Genomic DNA, 19,911 nt, shown 5'->3' on the forward strand with positions numbered 1-19,911 from the left:
GCTCGCGAAGGCGTCCGTGAGACCGCCAAAAGCTTCGCGGGCAAGCTCCGCTCCCACAGGTTCATGTTTCGATCTCTAGGCCGTAATCTTGGCCAACAAACGCTCCAGCGTCTTGCTCACGCCCACTTCCCGCAAGCTGTTGAAGCAGCGTTCGAAAGCGGCGATAAACTCGGCGGACTGGGGAATCGCGGTGCCGAAAATCTCCTCGACAGCGAACAGCCGCTGCACGATCAAGGTGTCATCCGCCACCAGCGCCTGGCAGAATTCGGCCCGTGGGTCCGGAATGCTGTAGGTCGTGCCGTTTTCATCGACACCCTTGAGGTACAGGGCCCAGGCCGCCACAACCAGCGCCGCGCGCTCGGTCTCGCGACCGTCGGCGATCAGCCGGTTGATGGTCGGGACAGTGAATTTGGGAAACTTCGACGAGCCATCGGAGCAGACCCGCTCCAACTGGTCGGCAATCGCCTGGTTGGAGAAGCGCTGCACCAGGGTGTCCTTGTACTCGGTCAGGTCGATACCCGGCACCGGCGCCAGCTGCGGGGTAACGTCCAGGTCCATGTAGGCACGCATGTACTTGACGAACAGCGGGTCGTTCATGGTCTCGTGGACAAACCGGTAACCCTTGAGGAAACCCAGGTAGGTCAGGGCCAGGTGGCTGCCGTTGAGCAGCTTGATCTTCATCTCTTCATAGGGCGTGACGTCGCCGGTGAACTGCACGCCAACCTTTTCCCAGGCCGGGCGGCCGTTGACGAACTTGTCTTCCAGCACCCATTGCACAAAAGGTTCGCAAACTACCGGCCAGGCGTCGTCGACGGCGTGTTCGTCGTGCAGTTGCAGGCGGTGGGCGGTGCTGGTCATCGGCGTGATGCGATCGACCATGGCATTGGGAAAGCTCACATGGGTGGCGATCCAGTCATGCAGGTCGGCGTCGCGCAAGGCGGCGAAGGCCAGCAGGGCCTTGCGGGCCACCGCGCCGTTGTGGGGCAGGTTGTCGCAGGACATCAGGGTGAAGGCCGGGATACCGGCGGCCCGGCGCTTGGCCAGGGCCGCGCAGAGAAAGCCGAAGACGGTCTGCGGCGCCTCGGGGTGGCTGAGGTCGTGCTGGATCTGCGGCAGGTGCGTCATGAACTCGCCGTTGCTGTCGTCGATGCAGTAACCACCTTCGGTGATGGTCAGCGAAACGATGCGGATCTCTGCCGAGGCCAGCTTGTCGATCAGCGCCTGGCGGTCGTCCTCGGCCAGCAGCATATCGCTGATGGCGCCGATCACCCGGACTTCGGTGTCGTCGCTGTCGCCCAGCTCAAACAAGGTGAAGAGGTAGTCCTGCCCGGCCAGGTCATCCCGGGCGCGGCGGTCTTCGCTGCGCAGGCCGGCCCCGCAGATGGCCCAGTCCAGGCCCTCGCCGGTGTTCATCAGGGCATCGGTGTAGTACGCCTGGTGGGCGCGATGGAAACCGCCGACGCCGATATGGACGATGCCCTGGCGGGTATCGGCCAGGTTGTAGAGGGGCAGGCGCACTTCAGGGGCCAGTCGATGCAGATTCTGCTTGTTCAGTTTCATGGCTAAGGCTCTCGGCAATCAGGCGGCAGCGCGCAACGGACGGGCGACCGCTACACCGTTGGCATCGAATAAATGGCAGTGGCTGCTGTCCAGGTGCAGCTTGAGGGTTTCCCCGTACTGGCTGGCCATGTCCCCGCGGATACGCATGGTCAGGGCTTCGCCGGAGGCGGTGCGCACATGGCAGAAGGTGTCGCTGCCCAGGCGCTCGCCGACATCGGCGGTGACCTGCAAGGTGCAGTCGCCGGGCTTGGCGAGTTCCAGGTGCTCCGGGCGAATCCCCAGGGTCACCGGGCTGCCGACGCTGAGGCCGGGGTCGCTCAGCGGCAGGCTGATGCGGGTGCCGGCCTCCAGTTCGACTTCACAGCCCTGGCCGTCGAGGCGACTGACCTTGCCCTTGAGAAAGCCCATTTTCGGCGTGCCGAGGAAGCCGGCGACAAACAGGTTGGCCGGTGCGTGATAGAGCTCCAGGGGCGAACCGACCTGCTCGACGCGCCCGGCATTGAGCACCACCACCTTGTCGGCCAGGGTCATGGCTTCGACCTGGTCGTGGGTCACGTAGATCATGGTGGCCTGCAACTCTTTGTGCAGGCGCGCCAGTTCCAGGCGCATCTGCACCCGCAGGGCGGCGTCGAGGTTGGACAGCGGTTCGTCGAACAGGAAAATCTTCGGGTTGCGCACAATGGCGCGGCCGATGGCGACGCGCTGGCGCTGGCCGCCGGAGAGTTGCTTGGGCTTGCGCTCCAGCAGCGGGCCGAGCTCCAGGATCCGCGCGGCTTCATTGACCTTGCGTTCCACCTCGGTCTTGGCCTCGCCGGCCAGGTCGAGGGCGAAGGACATGTTCTTGCGTACGCTCATATGCGGGTATAGGGCGTAGGTCTGGAACACCATCGCCAGGTCGCGCTTGGCCGGGCTGACTTCGGTGATATCGCGACCGTCCAGCTCGATGGTGCCGGAGGTGACCTCCTCGAGCCCCGCGATCAGTCGTAGCAGGGTCGATTTACCGCAGCCCGACGGGCCGACGAAGACCACGAACTCGCGGTCGTTCACTTGCAGGTCGATGCCCTTGATGATGGACAGGCCTTCGAAGCCCTTTTGCAGATTCTTGATTTTCAGGTTGGCCATGGTGAGGCTCCTTTTAAGTATTTATTTCACAGCGCCGAAGGACAAACCGCGCACCAATTGCTTCTGGCTGATCCAGCCGAAGATCAGGATCGGCGCACAGGCCAGGGTCGAAACGGCCGATAATTTGGCCCAGAACAAACCTTCGGGGCTTGAGTAGGAGGCGATCAATGCGGTCAGCGGCGCGGCCTGGGAGGAGGTCAGGTTCAATGACCAGAAAGCCTCGTTCCAGCACAGGATCAGCGACAGCAGCAGGGTCGAGGCCAGCCCGCCCTTGCTGATCGGCAGCAGCACCCGGACCATTTCCTGCCACAGGGTCGCGCCGTCGAGGCGGGCCGCCTCGAGGATGTCCTTGGGGATGTCCTTGAAGTAGGTGTAAATCATCCAGACCACGATCGGCAGGTTGATCAGGGTGTAGATCACGATCAGCGCCAGGCGCGTGTCCAACAGGCCGAAGGATTTGGCCAGCAGGTAGATCGGCATCAGCACGCCCACCGGCGGCAGCATCTTGGTGGAGAGCATCCACAGCAGGGTGCGTTTGGTCCTTTGGGTTTCATAGAACGCCATGGAGTAGGCCGCCGGCACCGCGATCAGCATGCACAGCAAGGTGGCGCTGAAGGAGATCACCACCGAGTTCCAGGCGAAGTGGAAGTAGTCGCTGCGCTCCTGGATATGCAGGTAGTTTTCCAGCGTCGGGGTGAAGAAGAACTGCGGCGGCGTGGCGAACGCGTCGATCTCGGTCTTGAAGCTGGTCAGCACCATCCAGAAGATCGGGAAGAAGATCAGGATCGCGATGGCCCAGGCCAGGGTGCCGAGCAGAACGCTTTGCAGGCGCCGGGATTGTTTGAGTGTGAGGGTCATGGCGCGGGCCTCAAGGCTTGTCTGTCAGGTTTTTGCCGATCATCCGGACCAGGATGATCGCGGCGATATTGGCAATGATCACCGCGATCAGGCCGCCGGCCGAAGCCATGCCGACATCGAACTGCACCAGGGCCTGGTTGTAGATCAGGTAGGCCAGGTTGGTCGAGGCGTAGCCCGGACCACCGTTGGTGGTGGTGAAAATCTCCGCGAACACCGAGAGCAGGAAGATGGTTTCGATCATCACCACCACGGCAATCGGCCGGGCCAGGTGCGGCAGGGTCAGGTGCCAGAAGATCGCCACCGGACCTGCTCCGTCGAGGCGCGCGGCTTCTTTCTGTTCCTGATCGAGGGACTGCATGGCGGTCATCAGGATCAGGATGGCGAAGGGCAGCCACTGCCAGGAGACGATGATGATGATCGACAGCAGCGGGTAATGGGCCAGCCAGTCCACCGGCTGTGCGCCGAATACTCGCCACAGCGCGGCGAGAATCCCCGAGACCGGGTGGAAAATCAGGTTTTTCCAGATCAGCGCACCGACGGTGGGCATGATGAAGAAGGGCGAAATCAACAGGACCCGGACAATGCCGCGGCCGAAGAACTCACTGGCTTCCAGCAGCGCCGAGATCAGCACGCCGAACACCACGCTGATCAGCAGCACGCTGCCCACCAGGAGCAGGGTGTTGGTGGCGCCCGGGAGAAAGCCCGAGTCGGTCAGGAAGTAGGTGTAGTTTTCCAGGCCGACAAACTGGTTCTCGCCCGGATAGAGCAGGTTGTAGCGGATCAGCGAAAAGTAAACGGTCATGCCCAGGGGCACGATCATCCACAGCAGCAACAGGCCGACTGATGGTGAGACCAGAAACCAGCCGGGGTTGCGCAAACGGCTTTTGCGCAGCGGCTGGGGTATATCCATATGGGCTTTGGCAGTGGAGGTATTCATGGTGATCAGAACCAATGGAAGGCAAATAGCGAACAGGTATTGCGCGGGTTCGGGAGGACGGGCTTGCTGGCGATGACGGCTTTGAGGCCGTCAAAAGCTTCGCGAGCAAGCTCTGCTCCTACAGGGACGGTGTGTTGTCCCTGAATGGGGTTACTTCGGATAACCCGCGCGTTTCATTTCGCGTTCGGTGAAGGTCTGGGCATCGGCCAGGGCCTTGTCGACGGTGGTCTGGCCGGTCAGTGCGGCGGAGAACTGCTTGCCGACCTGGGTGCCGATGGCCTGGAACTCGGGAATGGTCACCAGCTGGATCCCGACATAAGGCACGGGCTTGGCGCTCGGGTCTTTCGGGTTGGCAGCCTTCAGTGATTCCAGAGTGATCTTGGCGAACGGCGCGGCCTTCATGTAGGCATCGCTGTAGGTCGAGGCGCGAGTGCCTGGCGGTACGTTGGCAATGCCGTCTTCCTTGGCCACCAGCGCGCCGTATTCCTTGGAGGTGGCCCAGCTGCTGAAGACTTTCGCCGCGTCCTTGGCCTTGGAACTGGTCGGGATCGCCAGGGCCCAGGAGTAGAGCCAGGCCGAGCCTTTCTCGGTGACCTGATGCGGCGCGTAGGTAAAGCCGACGTGGTCGGCGACCTTGCTCTGGGTCTTGTCGGTGACGAAGGAACCGGCCACGCTGGCGTCGACCCACATGGCGCACTTGCCGCTGTTGAACAGCGCCAGGTTTTCGTTGAAACCGTTACTCGAAGCGCCCGGCGGGCCGGCTTTTTTCATGGTGTCGACGTAGAAGTTCAGGGCGTTCTTCCACTCCGGACCGTTGAATTCCGGCTGCCACTTCTCATCGAACCAGCGCGCGCCGTAGGCATTGGCCACGGTGGTGATCAGGGCCATGTTCTCGCCCCAGCCGGCCTTGCCCCGCAGGCAGATACCGTATTGCTCCTTGTCGGGGTGGTTGAGCTTGCCGGCGAACTCGCCGATCTGTTCCCAGGTCGGGCGCTCGGGCATGGTCAGGCCGGCGTCCTTGAACAGGTCGGTGCGGTAGTAGGTCATGGAGCTTTCGGCGTAGAACGGCAGGGCGAACAGGGTGCCCTTGACGGAAAGGCCATCACGCACCGACGGGAATACGTCATCGATATCGTAGGCGGCAGGCAGGTTGTTCATCGGTTCCAGCCAGCCTTTGGCGCCCCAGAGTGCAGCTTCGTACATGCCGATGGTCAGCACGTCGAACTGGCCGCCCTGGGTGGCGATATCGGTGGTCAGGCGTTGGCGCAGGACGTTTTCTTCCAGAACCACCCAGTTGAGCTTGATGTCCGGGTGCTCGGCTTCGAAGGTTTTCGACAGCTTCTGCATGCGAATCATGTCGCTGTTGTTGACGGTGGCGATGGTCAGGGTCTGGGCGGCAAGACTGACGCCGCTGAGGGTGAGACCGGTGGTGACAAGCAGTGCGGTGGCAATGGCTTTCATCGAACACTCCTCTTCATTGCGCACGGAGGCGCTGAAGGTCAGTTTATTGTTGTTGTGTCTTCCGGTGTCCAGGAAGAATCTGGCATTGATTACAGCCTTCAAACGCCGTCCTGACAAATCCTTGACGACACTTCGTTCGGTACTTTTTTGCACTGGGGCAGAATGTCGCAGGTCGGCGAAACCGCTGATCGAGATAGGGGAGTGGGGATTTATGGGGGGATGAGGGGGTGAATCCGTATAGATTCGCGAGGATACGGCTTCTTGTTGAGGCCGTATCGCCAGTCGGGCTACAGGGGGGCGTGAAGCTCTTTCAGTGCGGTTTCGGATTCAGCCAGCTTGCGTTCAAGCGCTTGACTTCGTCCCTGCTGATCAGTCAGTTCAAGCTTAAGCGACTCACTTTCCGCCAAGGCCACCCGCAGGCGCTCCTGGAGCAGGGTGCTGGCATTCTCCAGCGTTCGTGCGTGCTGAATCTGGTGCTCTGTGCGCAGCCGTTCCTTTTCCAGTTGCTCCTGCGCCAGTTTGAGCGCCTTCGCGCTTCCTCGGCTTTCCGCCAGCAGCCGCTCATTGTCACGGTGCAACTGGGTGATTTCGTCCTGGCGTACCAGCGCGCCCTGCTGAGCCTGGCGTAACTCCATCTGTACCTGTTGGATCTGCGTCTCATGTCGGCGCTGTTCCTGGTCGCGCTGATCGCGGGCTGCACTGCGGAAGTGCTCCAGTGCTTCGCGGGCGTGCAGATGCTTGTCCTCCAGCGAGCGGATCTGCTGGTCCTTGTCCTTGAGGCGCAATTCGTAATCGCTACAGGCCTGGCTCAGCCCGGCGTTGCGGGTCTGTTCGGTCTGCAGCATCGAGCGGGTGGTTTGCAGGTTGCGCGACTCATCGGCCAGGGCCACGGCCTGGATCTCGAACTGGCGCTGCTGTTGCTCCATCTGCCGGGCCATCTCGGCCAATTGCGCCTGCCATTCGGCTTTTTCCGCCGCCAGTTGTGCCCGGGCCTGCTCGACAGGTTCCCGAGCCTGTTCCTGGAGGCGTTGTGCCAGGCGCGAAACCAGCTCGCCCAGCTCTTCGTCGAGTGACTCCGTGGGCGCCACACGGCGCAGATCACTGTCATCCAGCTCCTTGAGATAGCGATGGATGGTGGTTTTGGACCCGGTATTGCCCATTTCGATACGTACCGCATCGATGCTCGGGTGCTCGCCGCGGGCGAGGATCGCCAAGCGTGCCGTTTGCACCACTGCCTTGTTTACGCCGCCGCGAGCCATGTTCTCTCCTACGATTTCGTACTGTGGTACGTACCATGTATTTACATAGCATATAGATAAAAGTGAAAAGCCGATATTTGAAATTATTGACACGGGATATACTGGTATTACCCCATGTGATAAGCCGCTTTCGCGATTTTGCCCGGGGAATCAGTACGAATGTCGGGAATCGAGGTCATGAACGAGCTGGACCGCTACCTGCAGGCGGCGACGCGGGACAACACCCGTCGCAGCTATCAGGCCGCCATAGAACATTTCGAAGTGAGTTGGGGCGGTTTCCTGCCGGCCACCAGTGACAGCGTGGTGCGCTACCTGATGGCCCATGCCGGCGTACTGTCGATCAACACGTTGAAGCTGCGGCTGTCAGCCCTGGCGCAATGGCACAACAGCCAGGGTTTCGCCGATCCGACCAAGGCGCCTCTGGTGCGCAAGGTGTTCAAGGGCATTCGCGCCCTGCACCCGGCGCGGGAGAAACAGGCCGAACCGCTGCAGTTGCAGCATCTGGAGCAAGTCGTCGCCAGTCTTGATGGGCAAGCGACCCTGGCCCTGGCCGCCGATGATCGACCGATGCTGCTGCGCGCCCGACGAGACAAGGCGCTGATCCTGCTGGGCTTCTGGCGGGGCTTTCGCAGCGACGAGCTCTGTCGCCTGGAAATCGAGCATGTCCGAGCTGTCGCAGGCTCCGGCATGACGCTGTATTTGCCGCGCAGCAAAAGCGACCGCGACAACCTCGGCCAGACCTACCAGGCCCCGGCCTTGCAGCGCCTGTGCCCGGTGCAGGCCTATATCGACTGGATCAACAGCGCCGCGCTGGTGCGTGGCCCGGTGTTTCGCGCCATTGACCGTTGGGGGCACCTGGGCGAGGAGGGCTTGCACGCCAATAGCATCATCCCCTTGCTGCGCCAGGCCCTGGAGCGCGCCGGGATTGCCGCCGAGCACTACACCAGCCATTCCTTGCGCCGTGGCTTCGCCACCTGGGCCCATCGCAGCGGCTGGGACCTGAAGTCGCTGATGAGTTATGTCGGTTGGAAGGACATGAAATCGGCCATGCGTTATATAGAGGCCAGCCCGTTTCCGGGCATGGGGCTCATCGTCGAAAAGCCGGTGGATCAAGGAGCATAAGATTTCTTCTATTAATAGTGTCTGCTCATAGCGAAAACCAATCGCGAGCATCAGCTTTGCCAATGAGCCAGAACGCAAAAGAATGGCTAGGATTCTCCCATCAACTTCTTAACCCCTGACGGAGAGTCAACGATGCCTATCATCAACAGCCAAGTTAAACCGTTCAAAGCAACCGCTTTCAAAAACGGCGCATTCGTCGAAGTCTCGGACGCTGACCTGAAAGGCAAGTGGTCGGTCGTGTTCTTCTACCCAGCTGACTTCACCTTCGTTTGCCCAACCGAACTGGAAGACCTGGCTGACAACTACGCCGAGTTCCAGAAACTGGGTGTTGAAATCTACAGCGTGTCGACCGACACCCACTTTGCCCACGCTGCCTGGCACAACACTTCGCCAGCCATCGGCAAAATCCAGTACACCATGATCGGCGACCCGACCCTGACCATCTCCCGCAACTTCGACGTACTGATCGAAGAAGCTGGCCTGGCCGACCGCGGTACTTTCGTGATCAACCCGGAAGGCCAGATTAAAATCGTTGAACTCAACGATGGCGGTGTCGGCCGTGACGCTTCCGAGCTGCTGCGCAAGATCAAGGCCGCTCAGTACGTTGCCGCTCACCCAGGCGAAGTCTGCCCAGCCAAGTGGAAAGAAGGCGAGGCCACCCTGGCTCCGTCCCTGGACCTGGTCGGCAAGATCTAAGTCCGTGAGTCATTCAAGGGCGGTCATCCGCACTTCATAAGTCAGCCGCACCGCCCCATAACGCCCGGGTGGTAATCACCTGGGCGTTGTTATTTCTACAGTATTGAAAAAGGGAAATCGCCCGCATGTTGGACGCCAATCTTAAAGCCCAGTTGAAGTCGTACCTGGAACGGGTTACGCAACCGATCGAGATCGTCGCCTCCCTTGATGACGGCGCGAAATCTCAGGAAATGCTCGCACTGCTCAAAGAAGTCGCCAGCCTTTCCACCCAGATCACCTTGTTGGACAACGGCCTTGATGCGCGCAAGCCATCGTTCTCGTTGAATCGCCCGGGAGCCGATATCAGCCTGCGTTTCGCCGGTATCCCCATGGGCCACGAATTCACTTCGCTGGTGCTGGCCCTGCTGCAAGTCGGCGGCCACCCTTCGAAGGCCAGTGTCGAAGTGATCGAACAGATCCGCTCGCTCAAGGGTGAGTTCAACTTCGAGACTTACTTCTCGCTGTCCTGCCAGAACTGCCCGGACGTGGTCCAGGCGCTGAACCTGATGGCGGTGCTGAACCCGAACATCCGCCACGTCGCCATCGACGGCGCGCTGTTCCAGGACGAAGTCAATGATCGCAAGATCATGGCTGTACCCAGTGTCTACCTCAACGGTGTGAACTTCGGCCAGGGCCGCATGGGCCTCGAGGAAATCCTCGGCAAGCTCGACACCGGCGCCATCGAGAAACAGGCGGAAAAAATCAGCGCCAAGGACGCCTTTGATGTCCTGGTGGTCGGCGGTGGCCCGGCCGGTGCCGCGGCGGCGATCTACGCTGCGCGCAAAGGTATTCGTACCGGTGTCGCGGCGGAGCGTTTCGGTGGCCAGGTGCTGGACACCATGGCGATCGAGAACTTTATCTCGGTCCAGGAAACCGAAGGGCCGAAACTGGCCAGCGCCCTGGAAGAGCATGTTCGCCAGTACGATGTCGATATCATGAACCTGCAACGGGCCAGTGCCCTGGTGCCGGCGAAGAATGCCGGTGAACTGCACGAGGTGCGTTTTGAAAGCGGTGCCAGCCTCAAGGCCAAGACCGTGATCCTTGCCACCGGCGCCCGCTGGCGAGAAATGGGGGTGCCGGGCGAGCAGGAATACAAGGCCAAGGGCGTGTGCTTCTGCCCGCACTGTGACGGCCCGCTGTTCAAGGGCAAGCGTGTCGCGGTGATCGGTGGCGGCAACTCCGGTGTCGAGGCGGCCATCGACCTGGCCGGTATCGTCAGCCATGTAACGCTGCTGGAGTTCGACAGCAAGCTGCGCGCCGATGCCGTGCTGCAACGCAAGCTCTACAGCCTGCCGAATGTCAACGTCGTGACCAGCGCGCTGACCAGTGAAGTCAAGGGCGACGGGCAGAAGGTCACCGGCCTGGTCTACAAGGACCGTGATTCGGGTGAGTTCCACACCGTCGAGCTGGAAGGCATTTTTGTGCAGATCGGCCTGTTGCCGAACACCGACTGGCTCAAGGGCAGTGTCGAGCTGTCGCCGCGCGGCGAGATCATCGTCGATGCCCGTGGTGAAACCTCGTTGCCTGGCATTTTCGCGGCCGGTGACGTGACTACGGTGCCGTACAAACAGATCGTGATCGCGGTGGGCGAGGGTGCCAAGGCCTCCCTGAGCGCCTTTGACCATCTGATCCGCAGCTCCGCTCCGGCTTGATATGGAAGCGTATTAAAAAGCCCCATGAATCCCTGATTCATGGGGCTTTTTCTTGACCGGGCGCTATCAGATGTCTTGCAACGGCGCCGGCTGGATGATTTCTACCCAGTAGGCGTCCGGGTCCTTGACGAAGGCCAGGCTTTTCATGCGACCGTCGGTCAGGCGTTTCTGGAATTCGACGCCCAGCTCTTCGAAGCGCGCGCAGGCCGCACGAATATCCGGCACCGAAATGCAGATATGGCCGAAGCCCCGTGGATCGGTATTGCCGTTGTGGTAGGCAAAATCAGGATCGCTTTCGGTGCCGTGGTTGTGGGTCAGTTCCAGGATGCCGGGAATCGACTTCATCCACTGGGTCCGTTCGGCAGCGTCGGCCGGGATCTGCGCCTTGTCCACCAGGGCAAGGAAATACAGGCTGAATTCGGCTTCCGGGAAATCACGTTTCTCCACCAGGGAGAAACCCAGCACGCGGGTGTAGAAGTCCAGGGACCGGGTGGCATCCTTGACCCGCAGCATGGTGTGGTTGAACACGAAGCCCTGGGTGGCGGCGTCGGGTTGGGCGGTAACGCCGGGGAAGGTGTTCAGGTCTTGCAGGCTCATGGGCTCTCCGCAAAGCAGGTGAAAAAAAGCGGGCGATCATGGACGCGGCAGGCAGACTCGCCGATTCCGATCCTGTGGGACAGGATCATACTGAAGCGGGGCGCGGGCGCCAAATTCGGACGGGCGGATTTTAGACTCGGGCACAGATATGCCGGGTAATAGCGGGCTACTTCGATTTTGTCGGGAAGTTATAGCGAAGTGTATAAAACTTGCCGAAGAGGCATAAAGAAGCCCGCCGAAGCGGGCATGGGGCGCTAATCCTTTAGCAGTCTGCATCCTGTAAGAATCGATGTGAAAAATGTGTGAAGAACGTGAATGGCTTGTTTTTCATCCGACAGACGTAATAGAGGTAGCGCATTCCCTCCGCTGGCTGTGAGAGATTTTTTACATGCAATTAAGAACAGTCGGAACGCTTGGGGTCGGTGAATAACGGGCGCGGTGTCGTTTTTGAGTGCTGCATTTCCGACGTTTGTCGCCGAGTAGGAACTCTTGCCTGAAAGAGTTGTCCCCGACAGACGCCGATTGTCGCCATCATGATACCGGGCGGTATGATTTTTGGGCTGCAAGGAAAAGCCCTGCCTGGGCAGGGCTTTTGCGTTCAAGCGTGAAGTCAGCCGCGCAGCCAGGAATCAACGGTCGCTGCCCCGTATTGTTCTTTCCAGGCTTTCAGGCCACGGTGATTGCCGCCCTTGGTCTCGATCAGTTCGCCAGTGTGAGGGTTCTGGTAAACCTTGACCACGCGGGCGCGCCGCTGTTTGGGCGCCGCGGCGCCAGTTCTGCTTGGGTTCGGGTCGAGGATCGCGACGATGTCGCGCAGGCTCTTGTCGTAGGTTTTCATCAGGCCCTTGAGTTTTTCCTCGAACTCGATCTCCTTTTTGAGTCCGGCGTCATTCTTCAGGGCTTCCAGCTGGGCGAGTTGTTCTTTAAGGGCCTGTTCTGCGGCACGAAATACGGCGAGTTTGGACAAGATGTTTATCTCCACGAGTTGTATTCGGCTGCCATCCACCTAAAACAAAACGACAAGCCAATGCTTGCAACGGCTTTCGTCACGCGTATGCACCTGGGTGTGGCAGTGCGGAAAGTTACTTATAAGCCTGGGGGCTTCCTATCAAATTACTGCAGGCATGAAAAAGTGTAGTAGTTATCAGGCCAAGAGTAAATAACGTGGGTTAGACGTTGAAGAAATACCGATAGACAAGTGTCAGTGTCTTATTCTGACAGCACGACTTTATCCTCTTGCACGCTGATCTGTCGTTTGAAATTGTTAAGAAAGTCTTCCGCCGGCAATGGTTTACCAAACAAGTAGCCCTGGAGAAACTCGACGCCTCGGGCGCTCAGGTAGTCGCGTTGTAGTGGCGTTTCGACACCTTCGGCAACGATGCCCAGTTCGAGCTTGGCGCTCAATTCGATAATGCTCTCCAGGATATGCCCGGACAAGGCGTCGGCGCCGATCATGGCGACGAAGCTCTGGTCGATTTTCAGGTAGTCGACGTTGAACTGGCGCAAATAACTGAGGCTTGAATGCCCGGTGCCGAAGTCGTCAATGGCAATCATCACGCCCATCTCGCGCAACTGGGCGAACAATTGCCGGGCAACGGCGCTGGGTTCGATCAGTTCCCGTTCCGTCAATTCCAATACCAGGCGCACCTGGCCCGGAGCAAAGGCGGCAAGAAAGTCACGGCAGTCGTCCAGCAGTGCGAGATCCTGGCAATGTCGGGCGGTGATATTCACGCCGACGTGAAAGCCGGGTTCAAAGGCCGCCGCGTGCGGGGCGAGGAGGGTGGCGGTCTGTTGCAGCAATGAACGGGTCATCGGTACGATCAGGCCGGAGTCTTCGGCCAGGGGAATGAACAGGTCCGGGCGCACCAACCCCTCACGGGGATGCTGCCAGCGCATCAGCACTTCCGCCCCGGCCCATTGGCGGCTATCGCTGCGCACCACCGGCTGGAAATAAGGAATGAATTCGCGGGCTTCGAGGGCTCGCCGCAGCTCGTGGGTCGGTGCGTTGGAGCGATTTTGCAACCAGCGCGTCGTGGCCGCGGCCAGCACTCCAAATACCAGCAGCAAGGCCATCAGGGCCGGGTATTCCTTGCCGACGTAACGCCAGGCTTCTCCCGCCGGGAAGCCTGAACTGACGCTGAAGGGGAAGCGACTGGAGGACAAGCTCGCCTGACCGACGGCAAACCCGGGGGCTTCACCCTCGCGTACCTGGCCCTGGCCGGAGATCCAGACATTGCCGACCTGCAGGCGCAAGCCGGCCTCACGCCCGATCAGGCGCAGGATATTGGCCAGGTGATAACCGTCGATACTGACCATGGCAGCGCCTTTGCCGTCCTGCAGGCGGTAGACCAGCAGTGAGGACTTGGGGGTGACCGGATTACCGTTCATCAACCAGAGCGTGCCGTCGACATAGTCCGCCGGGTCGACCGCTTCCTGATAAGGCCCGAACAAGGAAGTGCAATACAGGTTGTTGTTCCAGGCCAGGTTCGCGGCCCGGACAAAGGGCCGCCGGGTGACCTGTTCGCGCAGGGCCAGTTTGACGTCGTCGCAGGGCTGGCCGGCCAGGGGCAGGATGACATTGGCGGACTCGGCGGCATTGTCGAGCATCAGGTCGAACTGCTTCAGGGCCTCGCCGGCGGTTTTCCCGGCGTTCTGGCTCAAGGTCCGACCGGCTTGCCAATGCAGGATGGCGATCCCGGAGAGAATCGGCAGCAGGCCGATCAGCAGGCTCAAGGCGTAACGGGCGATCCAGGAGCGAGAACCTTTGGCGGTCAATGGCATTGAAGGGAACCTGTAGGGGCAAGGGCGCCTGGAAGAGTAATGCTGCTCACTTACTTAATCTTGATTACCTACCTTGTGGGAGCTGGCTTGCCGGCGATGGCGTCCGTAAGAGCGCCAAAAGCTTCGCAGACAAGCACCGCTCCCACAGGCTATCTATATTCGAATCGACTGGCCAGGTCGATAAAAGCCTGGGTTGCCGGTGAGACCTGGCGTCGGTCGAGCACGGCGATCCCGATCTGGCGTATGACCGGCGGCGACAACGGCCGGCTGACGTAACCGGGGGCCGGGTGTTCCGGCAGGGATTGTTCGGCCACCACGGTCACGCCTTCACCACGGGCAACGGTCGCCAGGGTGCTGAGCAGTTGCGCGGTACGGTAGCGAATGTCCGGAACCAGTCGCTGGGCCGCGAACAGCTGGGACACCAACTCCCCGGAACCGGCTCCGGTGAGAATGAACGGATCCTGGCACAGCGCCTTGAGTTCAATGGCCGGCTGCTCGCACAACGGGTGGCCGACGGGGAGCAGGGCGACCATCTGGTCTTCCACCAGGGCAAAGGTGTCGAAGCGCTCCTGCGGCAGCACCACGAAACCCACGTCGATCCGCCGCTCTTCCAGCCATTGCAGTACCTGTCGATCAGGACCTTCGTCGACCTGCACCTGGATACCCGGATGTGCCTGCCGGTAGCGGGCCAGCAGCGTCGGCAGCAGCTTGGTCGAGGAAGTGGGCCCGAACGAGCCGATACGCAGGGTCCCGCGTTTCATGCCTCGGGCATCGGCGGCCTCCTGGCGCAAGGTGTCCGCCAGGCCCAGCATGGCCCGGGCCCGTTGCAGCAACTGTGCGCCGATATCCGTCAGTTCCACCTGGCCCTGGTGCCGACGCAGCAACTCGACACCCAACTCCTGCTCAAGCCCCTTGAGGGCATGGGAAACCGCCGACTGGCTGATCCCCAGGCGCAGGGCCGCACTGGTAAAGCCGCGCAGTTCGGCGACCTGGGAAAACACTTCCAGCTGGGTCAGGGTCATGAGCTTTTACTCATTTCACGATGAGTCGACATAAATAAAATAATGCAGCCAGTTTGACAACCCTCGTAATCGATCAGCAGGAGAAACCATGCACACACAGGTGTCCACCTTCGCCGCAGGCAGCGACCTGCGGGTCTACTTCAAGCTTGCCGGAGTCTCGATGATCTGGGGCGGGACCTTTGTCGCCGGGCGCTTCCTGTCCAGCGATATCGCGCCGTTGTTGCTGGCCAGCCTGCGCTTTCTCCTGGCCAGTGTGATCCTGCTGGTGTTTATCGTGGCGACGCGTATTACGCTGGTGCTGCCGGACAGGAAGCAATTGGCTCAATTGGCGCTGCTGGGATTTTTCGGCATTTTTCTCTACAACCTCTGCTTCTTTTATGGCCTGCACTACATCAATGCTTCGCGGGCGTCATTGATCGTCGTGCTGAATCCGGCGGTATTCGGGCTGGCTTCATGGCTGTTCTTCAAGGAGCGGCTGAACGTAGCGAAGGTGCTCGGCATCCTGGTCTGCATGGGCGGTGCGGGGCTGGTGATTATCAGCGGCAACCGCAGCCTGTTCGACGGAGCGGCCCAGACCTGGATCGGTGACCTGCTGATCTTCGGCTGCGTGCTGTCCTGGGCGGTCTACTCGCTGTTCTCCCGTAACCTGACCCGGGTGCTGGGCCCGCTGACCACCGTGACCTATTCGATCTGGCTTGGTACGGCCATGCTCTGGCTGGCCACCTGGCTGCGCGGGGAGGCGAGTCTTGCGCTCATCGAAACCTTGAATCCACAACAGATGATGAGCCTGGTCTACCTCGGCGGCCTAGGTTCGGCGCTGGCCTATATCTGGTATTACGATGGCATCCAGCATATCGGTGCAACGCGTGCTGGCGTGTTTATCGGCCTCAATCCGTTGACCGCGGTGATCTGTGGCGCGCTATTGCTGGGCGAGCAGTTGACGCTGATCATGTGCCTGGGCGGCGGGTTGATCCTGGCCGGCATCTACCTGTGCAACCGACCGGCTTTGCGGCTGCCCGGGTCGAAATAAAAAAGGGATACGGACAAACCGGGTTACGCCATGTAGAATCTGGTTACGCATATAAGAATAACGTCTTCTGGCAGCAGAAGCCTCGCCCTGAGAGACTGGGTCGACATGAAGATATTTGGGTTCCAACTGATCTACGGCGATTTCCTGGCCCGCAGTGTGCGGGGCATCTCCTGTGCGCCACCCGCCAACGTCCGCATTGATAGCAACTAACTGACCGTTACTTGATAAAAATGATGAGGCGTCACCATGACCGATATCTTCGAAAACCCGATGGGCCTGATGGGCTTCGAGTTCATTGAATTCGCATCGCCGACCCCGAACACCCTGGAGCCGATCTTCGAGATCATGGGCTTCAGCAAGGTCGCGACCCACCGCTCCAAGAACGTGCACCTGTATCGCCAGGGCGCTATCAACCTGATCCTCAACAACGAACCCCACAGCGTGGCGTCGTACTTTGCCGCCGAGCACGGTCCTTCGGTGTGTGGCATGGCCTTCCGCGTGAAAAACGCCCAGCAAGCCTATGCCCGTGCCCTGGAGCTGGGTGCCCAGCCGATCCATATCGCCACCGGCCCGATGGAGCTGAACCTGCCGGCGATCAAGGGCATCGGCGGCGCGCCGCTGTACCTGATCGACCGTTACGGCGAAGGCAGCTCGATCTATGACATCGACTTCGTCTACCTTGATGGCGTCGACCGCAATCCTCCAGGCGCGGGCCTGAAGATCATCGACCACCTGACCCACAACGTCTATCGCGGGCGCATGGCCTACTGGGCGAACTTCTACGAGAAACTGTTCAACTTCCGCGAGATCCGTTACTTCGATATCAAGGGCGAATACACCGGCCTGACCTCAAAGGCCATGACCGCGCCGGACGGCATGATCCGCATCCCGTTGAACGAAGAATCGTCCAAGGGCGCGGGCCAGATCGAAGAGTTCCTGATGCAGTTCAACGGCGAGGGCATCCAGCACGTGGCCTTCCTCACCGACGACCTGGTCAAGACCTGGGATCAGTTGAAGAAGATCGGCATGCGCTTCATGACCGCGCCGCCGGAGACTTACTACGAGATGCTCGAAGGCCGTCTGCCGAACCATGGCGAACCGGTCGACGAACTGAAATCGCGCGGGATCCTGCTGGACGGTTCTTCCCAGGAAGGCGACAAGCGCCTGCTGCTGCAGATCTTCTCGGAAACCCTGATGGGGCCGGTGTTCTTCGAATTCATCCAGCGTAAAGGCGACGATGGTTTCGGCGAGGGCAACTTCAAGGCGCTGTTCGAGTCGATCGAGCGAGACCAGGTTCGCCGTGGTGTACTCGCGACCGAGTAACGCCCCGTTTTCTAAAGGCATACGCAACCCCTGTAGGAGCAGGGCTTGCCCGCGAAGGCGTTCTCAAGGACGCCAAAAGCTTCGCGGGCAAGCCCAGCTCCTACAGGACGGTGTGTTCTGGCTCAGCCAAACAACCCCGCCGCAATATTGATCGAAAACCCCAGAATCGCCGTATTGAACAGAAAGCCGATCAACGATTGCGCCAGCACCACCTTGCGCAATGCCTTGGTGGCTACGCCCACGTCCGAAGTCTGTACCGCCACGCTGATGGTGAAAGAGAAGTACAGGAAGTCCCAATAGTCCGGATGTTTCTCGCCATCGGCAAAGCGCAGGGGCGATTCTTCAGGCTCTCCCAGATAAAACTGCCGCGCATAGTGCACGCTGAAGATCACCCCGATCAGCAGCCACGAGCCCATCACCGTCAGCCCGGTAAAGCCGTAATGCAGCAGGCGCGTGTGCATCTCCAGGTCCTTGCTGCCCGCCAGTTCGACGGTGATCGCCGCCAGGCTGGCAATCGCGGCAATCGACACCATCAGCAAGACTGTCCCGGCATTTTCGTCTTCGCGTTCGACGAAGCGTTGCACATTTTCGGGTCGGGAGCGCACGGTCAGCCACAGCATCATGGCCAGGTAGGCCCAGACGCCGGCATTCCAGCCGATCAGGATCTTGGTCAGTACCGGACTGACCGGAGCCAGTGCACCGACGGCCAGGCCGAGGAGGGCGGAGAGGGTCAAGCGTGGATGGGTTCGGGCGAGATGGGGCATTGGCGCGCTCTGTTTTCAAGTATTCGCGCACCTTAACATGGACCTCGTCATACAGAATCGCCGCGCCCCCCGTGCAGTGAGTTCGAAGAGCTCGGGTTCCTCGTTCTGTCATATCCCGGCGACCCGGCCCGTGTCTCGCCGCCTCCAGCGCAAGGCTCTTTGCCACTCCCGTAAAAGTGCCGGTATTACGTGGTGAAAGCGTCGCGAACACCCGAGAATTTATTTAAAAATCAATAAGATTCACCCGAGGTTTTTTCCTTTATCTGTCACCGGAACTTGAGAAGTTCTCATTCATGGCCTCACCCCTCAAGTCGTCTGGAACTAAGGCGACGCCTCGAGCGCCATGGCGTCAAGAACGAGCAAGTCACTCAACGTACGAACACGACGAAAGGAGATTCTTCATGTTTAAGCGCAATGTTCTCGCGGTATCCCTGACCCTCGCTGCCCTGTGCTCCGCCCAGGCAGCCATGGCCGCTGTCAACGGCGGTGGCGGTACCCTCGCGGCTCCGTTCTACAACACTTCCGGTGTTCTGCCTTCTGGTTTTGCTGCTTATATCGGTGTTGGCAGCGGCGCGGGCAAACTCGCGTTTCTGAACAACGATGCAACCCAGTTCGGCCTGTCCGCCACCACCAACGTGCACTGGGCTGGTAGCGACTCGAAACTCGCGACTACCGATATCTCCACTTACAACACCAACCACGGCGCGGCCTGGGGCCCACTGATTCAGGTGCCTGCAATGGCGACTGCGGTGACGATTCCGTTCAACAAGGCCGGTGGCAACCTGAACCTGACCACTGACCAACTGTGCGGTATTTTCTCTGGTCGTCTGGCGGACTGGAGCAACGTTACAGGTTCTGGTCGTACCGGCACCATCACCGTGGCCTATCGCAGTGACAGCAGTGGTACCACTGAACTGTTCACCCGTTACCTGAACGCCAAGTGCACCAATCCGCTTGATGGTTCTTTCGCAATCACCACGACCTTTGCTGGCAGCCACACCGCCGCCAAAGGCGTCAACCCTCCAACCGTCATCACCGCCAAGGGCAGCCCGGCTGTCATGTCCCTGGTAAACAGCACCGATGGCGCCATTACTTACATGAGCCCGGACGTTGCGGTGACCACCACGGCCGGTCTGGACGATGCGACCAAAATCGCCACCATCAACAGCGTTGCCCCCAACCTCGCCAACGTCGGTACCGCCGTCTCTGGTGTCACTCCACCTCCAGCGGCCAACCGTGCCGATCCTAACGCTTGGGCACCGATTTTCGCTGCAACGACCAACCCTAGTGATCCAAGCGTTTTTGCTTTCCCTGCGACCGGCTACCCGATCATCGGCTTCACCAACATGATCTTCAGCCAGTGCTATGCCGATCCAACCCAGACTGGTCTGGTGCGTTCGTTCCTGACCCAGCAATACGGTACTGGTACCAGTGCCAACGATGCAGCGGTAACGGCTAACCGTTTCGTTCCAATGTCCGCAGCCTTCAAGTCCGCCTTGCGCGGCAGCTTCCTGACCGCCACCAGCGCTCAGTACGTCGGTAACACCAGCGTCTGCAACGCCATCGGTCGTCCGCTGTAACCCTCGCGTCAACGTAGCGCAATACCCGGTCAGCAACGGTGCAAGCCGTTGCTGATTTTTTGCGTATGCCTACAACTCGATATCGCTCATATGAATATTCGATGACAA

17 protein-coding genes are annotated in these 19,911 nt (G+C 60.2%); 6 read left to right on the forward strand and 11 right to left on the reverse strand.

The annotated features are described in order from the left end of the window. Nucleotides 1–75: 75 nt before the first annotated feature. The 6 genes from M5C01_RS12235 to M5C01_RS12260 all read right to left on the reverse strand — a co-directional run bounded on the left by M5C01_RS12235 (nucleotide 76) and on the right by M5C01_RS12260 (nucleotide 7,197). Nucleotides 76–1,560, reverse strand: a complete 1,485-nt coding sequence (locus M5C01_RS12235) for a mannitol dehydrogenase family protein (RefSeq protein ID WP_152738871.1) — start codon at nucleotides 1,558–1,560, stop codon at nucleotides 76–78. 18 nt (nucleotides 1,561–1,578) lie between these two features. Then, the gene (ugpC, locus tag M5C01_RS12240; RefSeq protein ID WP_103495647.1) at nucleotides 1,579–2,682 is read right to left on the reverse strand and encodes a sn-glycerol-3-phosphate ABC transporter ATP-binding protein UgpC; all 1,104 of its coding nucleotides are present in this window, start codon (nucleotides 2,680–2,682) and stop codon (nucleotides 1,579–1,581) included. Nucleotides 2,683–2,703: 21 nt separating this feature from the next. Then, complete coding sequence (locus M5C01_RS12245) at nucleotides 2,704–3,540, reverse strand: carbohydrate ABC transporter permease (RefSeq protein ID WP_100941163.1); 837 nt, start codon at nucleotides 3,538–3,540, stop codon at nucleotides 2,704–2,706. A gap of 10 nt (nucleotides 3,541–3,550) precedes the next feature. Further along, complete coding sequence (locus tag M5C01_RS12250; RefSeq protein WP_248764320.1) at nucleotides 3,551–4,450, reverse strand: sugar ABC transporter permease; 900 nt, start codon at nucleotides 4,448–4,450, stop codon at nucleotides 3,551–3,553. Nucleotides 4,451–4,627: 177 nt separating this feature from the next. Further along, entirely contained in the window at nucleotides 4,628–5,938 is a 1,311-nt protein-coding gene (locus tag M5C01_RS12255) for a sugar ABC transporter substrate-binding protein (protein ID WP_103495653.1), read from the reverse strand. Between the two features lie 287 nt (nucleotides 5,939–6,225). Next, nucleotides 6,226–7,197 (reverse strand): DNA-binding protein, encoded by a 972-nt coding sequence (locus M5C01_RS12260; protein WP_152738873.1) that lies wholly within the window; start codon nucleotides 7,195–7,197, stop codon nucleotides 6,226–6,228. A 177-nt stretch (nucleotides 7,198–7,374) separates the two neighbouring features. Here M5C01_RS12260 and M5C01_RS12265 point away from each other — a divergent pair, with 177 nt between their 5' ends. The 3 genes from M5C01_RS12265 (at nucleotide 7,375) to ahpF (ending at nucleotide 10,706) form a co-directional block, all read left to right on the forward strand. Further along, a complete protein-coding gene (locus M5C01_RS12265; RefSeq protein ID WP_103495644.1) occupies nucleotides 7,375–8,319 on the forward strand; it encodes a site-specific integrase in 945 nt (314 codons plus the stop codon). A gap of 132 nt (nucleotides 8,320–8,451) precedes the next feature. Further along, entirely contained in the window at nucleotides 8,452–9,015 is a 564-nt protein-coding gene (ahpC, locus tag M5C01_RS12270; RefSeq protein ID WP_100941167.1) for an alkyl hydroperoxide reductase subunit C, read from the forward strand. A 125-nt stretch (nucleotides 9,016–9,140) separates the two neighbouring features. Continuing rightward, nucleotides 9,141–10,706, forward strand: coding sequence for an alkyl hydroperoxide reductase subunit F (gene ahpF, locus M5C01_RS12275; protein ID WP_103495642.1), 1,566 nt, complete (start codon nucleotides 9,141–9,143; stop codon nucleotides 10,704–10,706). Between the two features lie 66 nt (nucleotides 10,707–10,772). Here the strand turns inward: ahpF and gloA are convergent, their stop codons facing one another. From gloA to M5C01_RS12295, 4 genes are all read right to left on the reverse strand, one after another. After that, nucleotides 10,773–11,303: a lactoylglutathione lyase gene (gloA, locus tag M5C01_RS12280; RefSeq protein WP_103495641.1), complete on the reverse strand. Its 531-nt coding sequence runs from the start codon at nucleotides 11,301–11,303 to the stop codon at nucleotides 10,773–10,775. Between the two features lie 610 nt (nucleotides 11,304–11,913). Further along, nucleotides 11,914–12,270: a histone-like nucleoid-structuring protein, MvaT/MvaU family gene (locus M5C01_RS12285; protein ID WP_103495640.1), complete on the reverse strand. Its 357-nt coding sequence runs from the start codon at nucleotides 12,268–12,270 to the stop codon at nucleotides 11,914–11,916. A gap of 242 nt (nucleotides 12,271–12,512) precedes the next feature. Next, on the reverse strand, nucleotides 12,513–14,084 hold the full coding sequence (locus M5C01_RS12290; protein ID WP_152738875.1) for an EAL domain-containing protein: 1,572 nt from the start codon (nucleotides 14,082–14,084) through the stop codon (nucleotides 12,513–12,515). Between the two features lie 149 nt (nucleotides 14,085–14,233). After that, complete coding sequence (locus M5C01_RS12295; protein ID WP_152738877.1) at nucleotides 14,234–15,106, reverse strand: LysR family transcriptional regulator; 873 nt, start codon at nucleotides 15,104–15,106, stop codon at nucleotides 14,234–14,236. An 88-nt stretch (nucleotides 15,107–15,194) separates the two neighbouring features. Here M5C01_RS12295 and M5C01_RS12300 point away from each other — a divergent pair, with 88 nt between their 5' ends. Both M5C01_RS12300 and hppD read left to right on the forward strand, forming a co-directional pair. After that, nucleotides 15,195–16,136 carry an EamA family transporter gene (locus M5C01_RS12300; protein WP_152738879.1) on the forward strand — a complete coding sequence of 314 codons (942 nt, stop codon included), beginning with the start codon at nucleotides 15,195–15,197 and terminating at the stop codon, nucleotides 16,134–16,136. Between the two features lie 246 nt (nucleotides 16,137–16,382). Beyond that, nucleotides 16,383–17,459 carry a 4-hydroxyphenylpyruvate dioxygenase gene (gene hppD / locus M5C01_RS12305; protein WP_152738881.1) on the forward strand — a complete coding sequence of 359 codons (1,077 nt, stop codon included), beginning with the start codon at nucleotides 16,383–16,385 and terminating at the stop codon, nucleotides 17,457–17,459. Between the two features lie 122 nt (nucleotides 17,460–17,581). Here the strand turns inward: hppD and M5C01_RS12310 are convergent, their stop codons facing one another. Beyond that, nucleotides 17,582–18,223 (reverse strand): DUF1345 domain-containing protein, encoded by a 642-nt coding sequence (locus tag M5C01_RS12310; RefSeq protein ID WP_152738883.1) that lies wholly within the window; start codon nucleotides 18,221–18,223, stop codon nucleotides 17,582–17,584. A gap of 401 nt (nucleotides 18,224–18,624) precedes the next feature. Between M5C01_RS12310 and M5C01_RS12315 the strand changes: the two genes are divergently transcribed. Continuing rightward, nucleotides 18,625–19,803, forward strand: a complete 1,179-nt coding sequence (locus M5C01_RS12315; protein WP_152738885.1) for a substrate-binding domain-containing protein — start codon at nucleotides 18,625–18,627, stop codon at nucleotides 19,801–19,803. The last annotated feature ends 108 nt before the right edge of the window (nucleotides 19,804–19,911 follow it).

Source organism: Pseudomonas sp. MWU12-2319 (assembly GCF_023242525.1).
In the GTDB taxonomy this organism is placed as follows: Bacteria; Pseudomonadota; Gammaproteobacteria; order Pseudomonadales; family Pseudomonadaceae; genus Aquipseudomonas; species Aquipseudomonas gingeri_D.

Excerpts from the sequence above, each read along its gene's own strand:
- M5C01_RS12235 (WP_152738871.1), bottom strand. The coding sequence starts at position 1,560 with ATGAAACTGAACAAGCAGAATCTGCATCGACTGGCCCCTGAAGTGCGC.
- ugpC (WP_103495647.1), bottom strand. The coding sequence starts at position 2,682 with ATGGCCAACCTGAAAATCAAGAATCTGCAAAAGGGCTTCGAAGGCCTG.
- M5C01_RS12245 (WP_100941163.1), bottom strand. The coding sequence starts at position 3,540 with ATGACCCTCACACTCAAACAATCCCGGCGCCTGCAAAGCGTTCTGCTC.
- M5C01_RS12250 (WP_248764320.1), bottom strand. The coding sequence starts at position 4,450 with ATGGATATACCCCAGCCGCTGCGCAAAAGCCGTTTGCGCAACCCCGGC.
- M5C01_RS12255 (WP_103495653.1), bottom strand. The coding sequence starts at position 5,938 with ATGAAAGCCATTGCCACCGCACTGCTTGTCACCACCGGTCTCACCCTC.
- M5C01_RS12260 (WP_152738873.1), bottom strand. The coding sequence starts at position 7,197 with ATGGCTCGCGGCGGCGTAAACAAGGCAGTGGTGCAAACGGCACGCTTG.
- M5C01_RS12265 (WP_103495644.1), top strand. The coding sequence starts at position 7,375 with ATGAACGAGCTGGACCGCTACCTGCAGGCGGCGACGCGGGACAACACC.
- ahpC (WP_100941167.1), top strand. The coding sequence starts at position 8,452 with ATGCCTATCATCAACAGCCAAGTTAAACCGTTCAAAGCAACCGCTTTC.
- ahpF (WP_103495642.1), top strand. The coding sequence starts at position 9,141 with ATGTTGGACGCCAATCTTAAAGCCCAGTTGAAGTCGTACCTGGAACGG.
- gloA (WP_103495641.1), bottom strand. The coding sequence starts at position 11,303 with ATGAGCCTGCAAGACCTGAACACCTTCCCCGGCGTTACCGCCCAACCC.
- M5C01_RS12290 (WP_152738875.1), bottom strand. The coding sequence starts at position 14,084 with ATGCCATTGACCGCCAAAGGTTCTCGCTCCTGGATCGCCCGTTACGCC.
- M5C01_RS12295 (WP_152738877.1), bottom strand. The coding sequence starts at position 15,106 with ATGACCCTGACCCAGCTGGAAGTGTTTTCCCAGGTCGCCGAACTGCGC.
- M5C01_RS12300 (WP_152738879.1), top strand. The coding sequence starts at position 15,195 with ATGCACACACAGGTGTCCACCTTCGCCGCAGGCAGCGACCTGCGGGTC.
- hppD (WP_152738881.1), top strand. The coding sequence starts at position 16,383 with ATGACCGATATCTTCGAAAACCCGATGGGCCTGATGGGCTTCGAGTTC.
- M5C01_RS12310 (WP_152738883.1), bottom strand. The coding sequence starts at position 18,223 with ATGCCCCATCTCGCCCGAACCCATCCACGCTTGACCCTCTCCGCCCTC.
- M5C01_RS12315 (WP_152738885.1), top strand. The coding sequence starts at position 18,625 with ATGTTTAAGCGCAATGTTCTCGCGGTATCCCTGACCCTCGCTGCCCTG.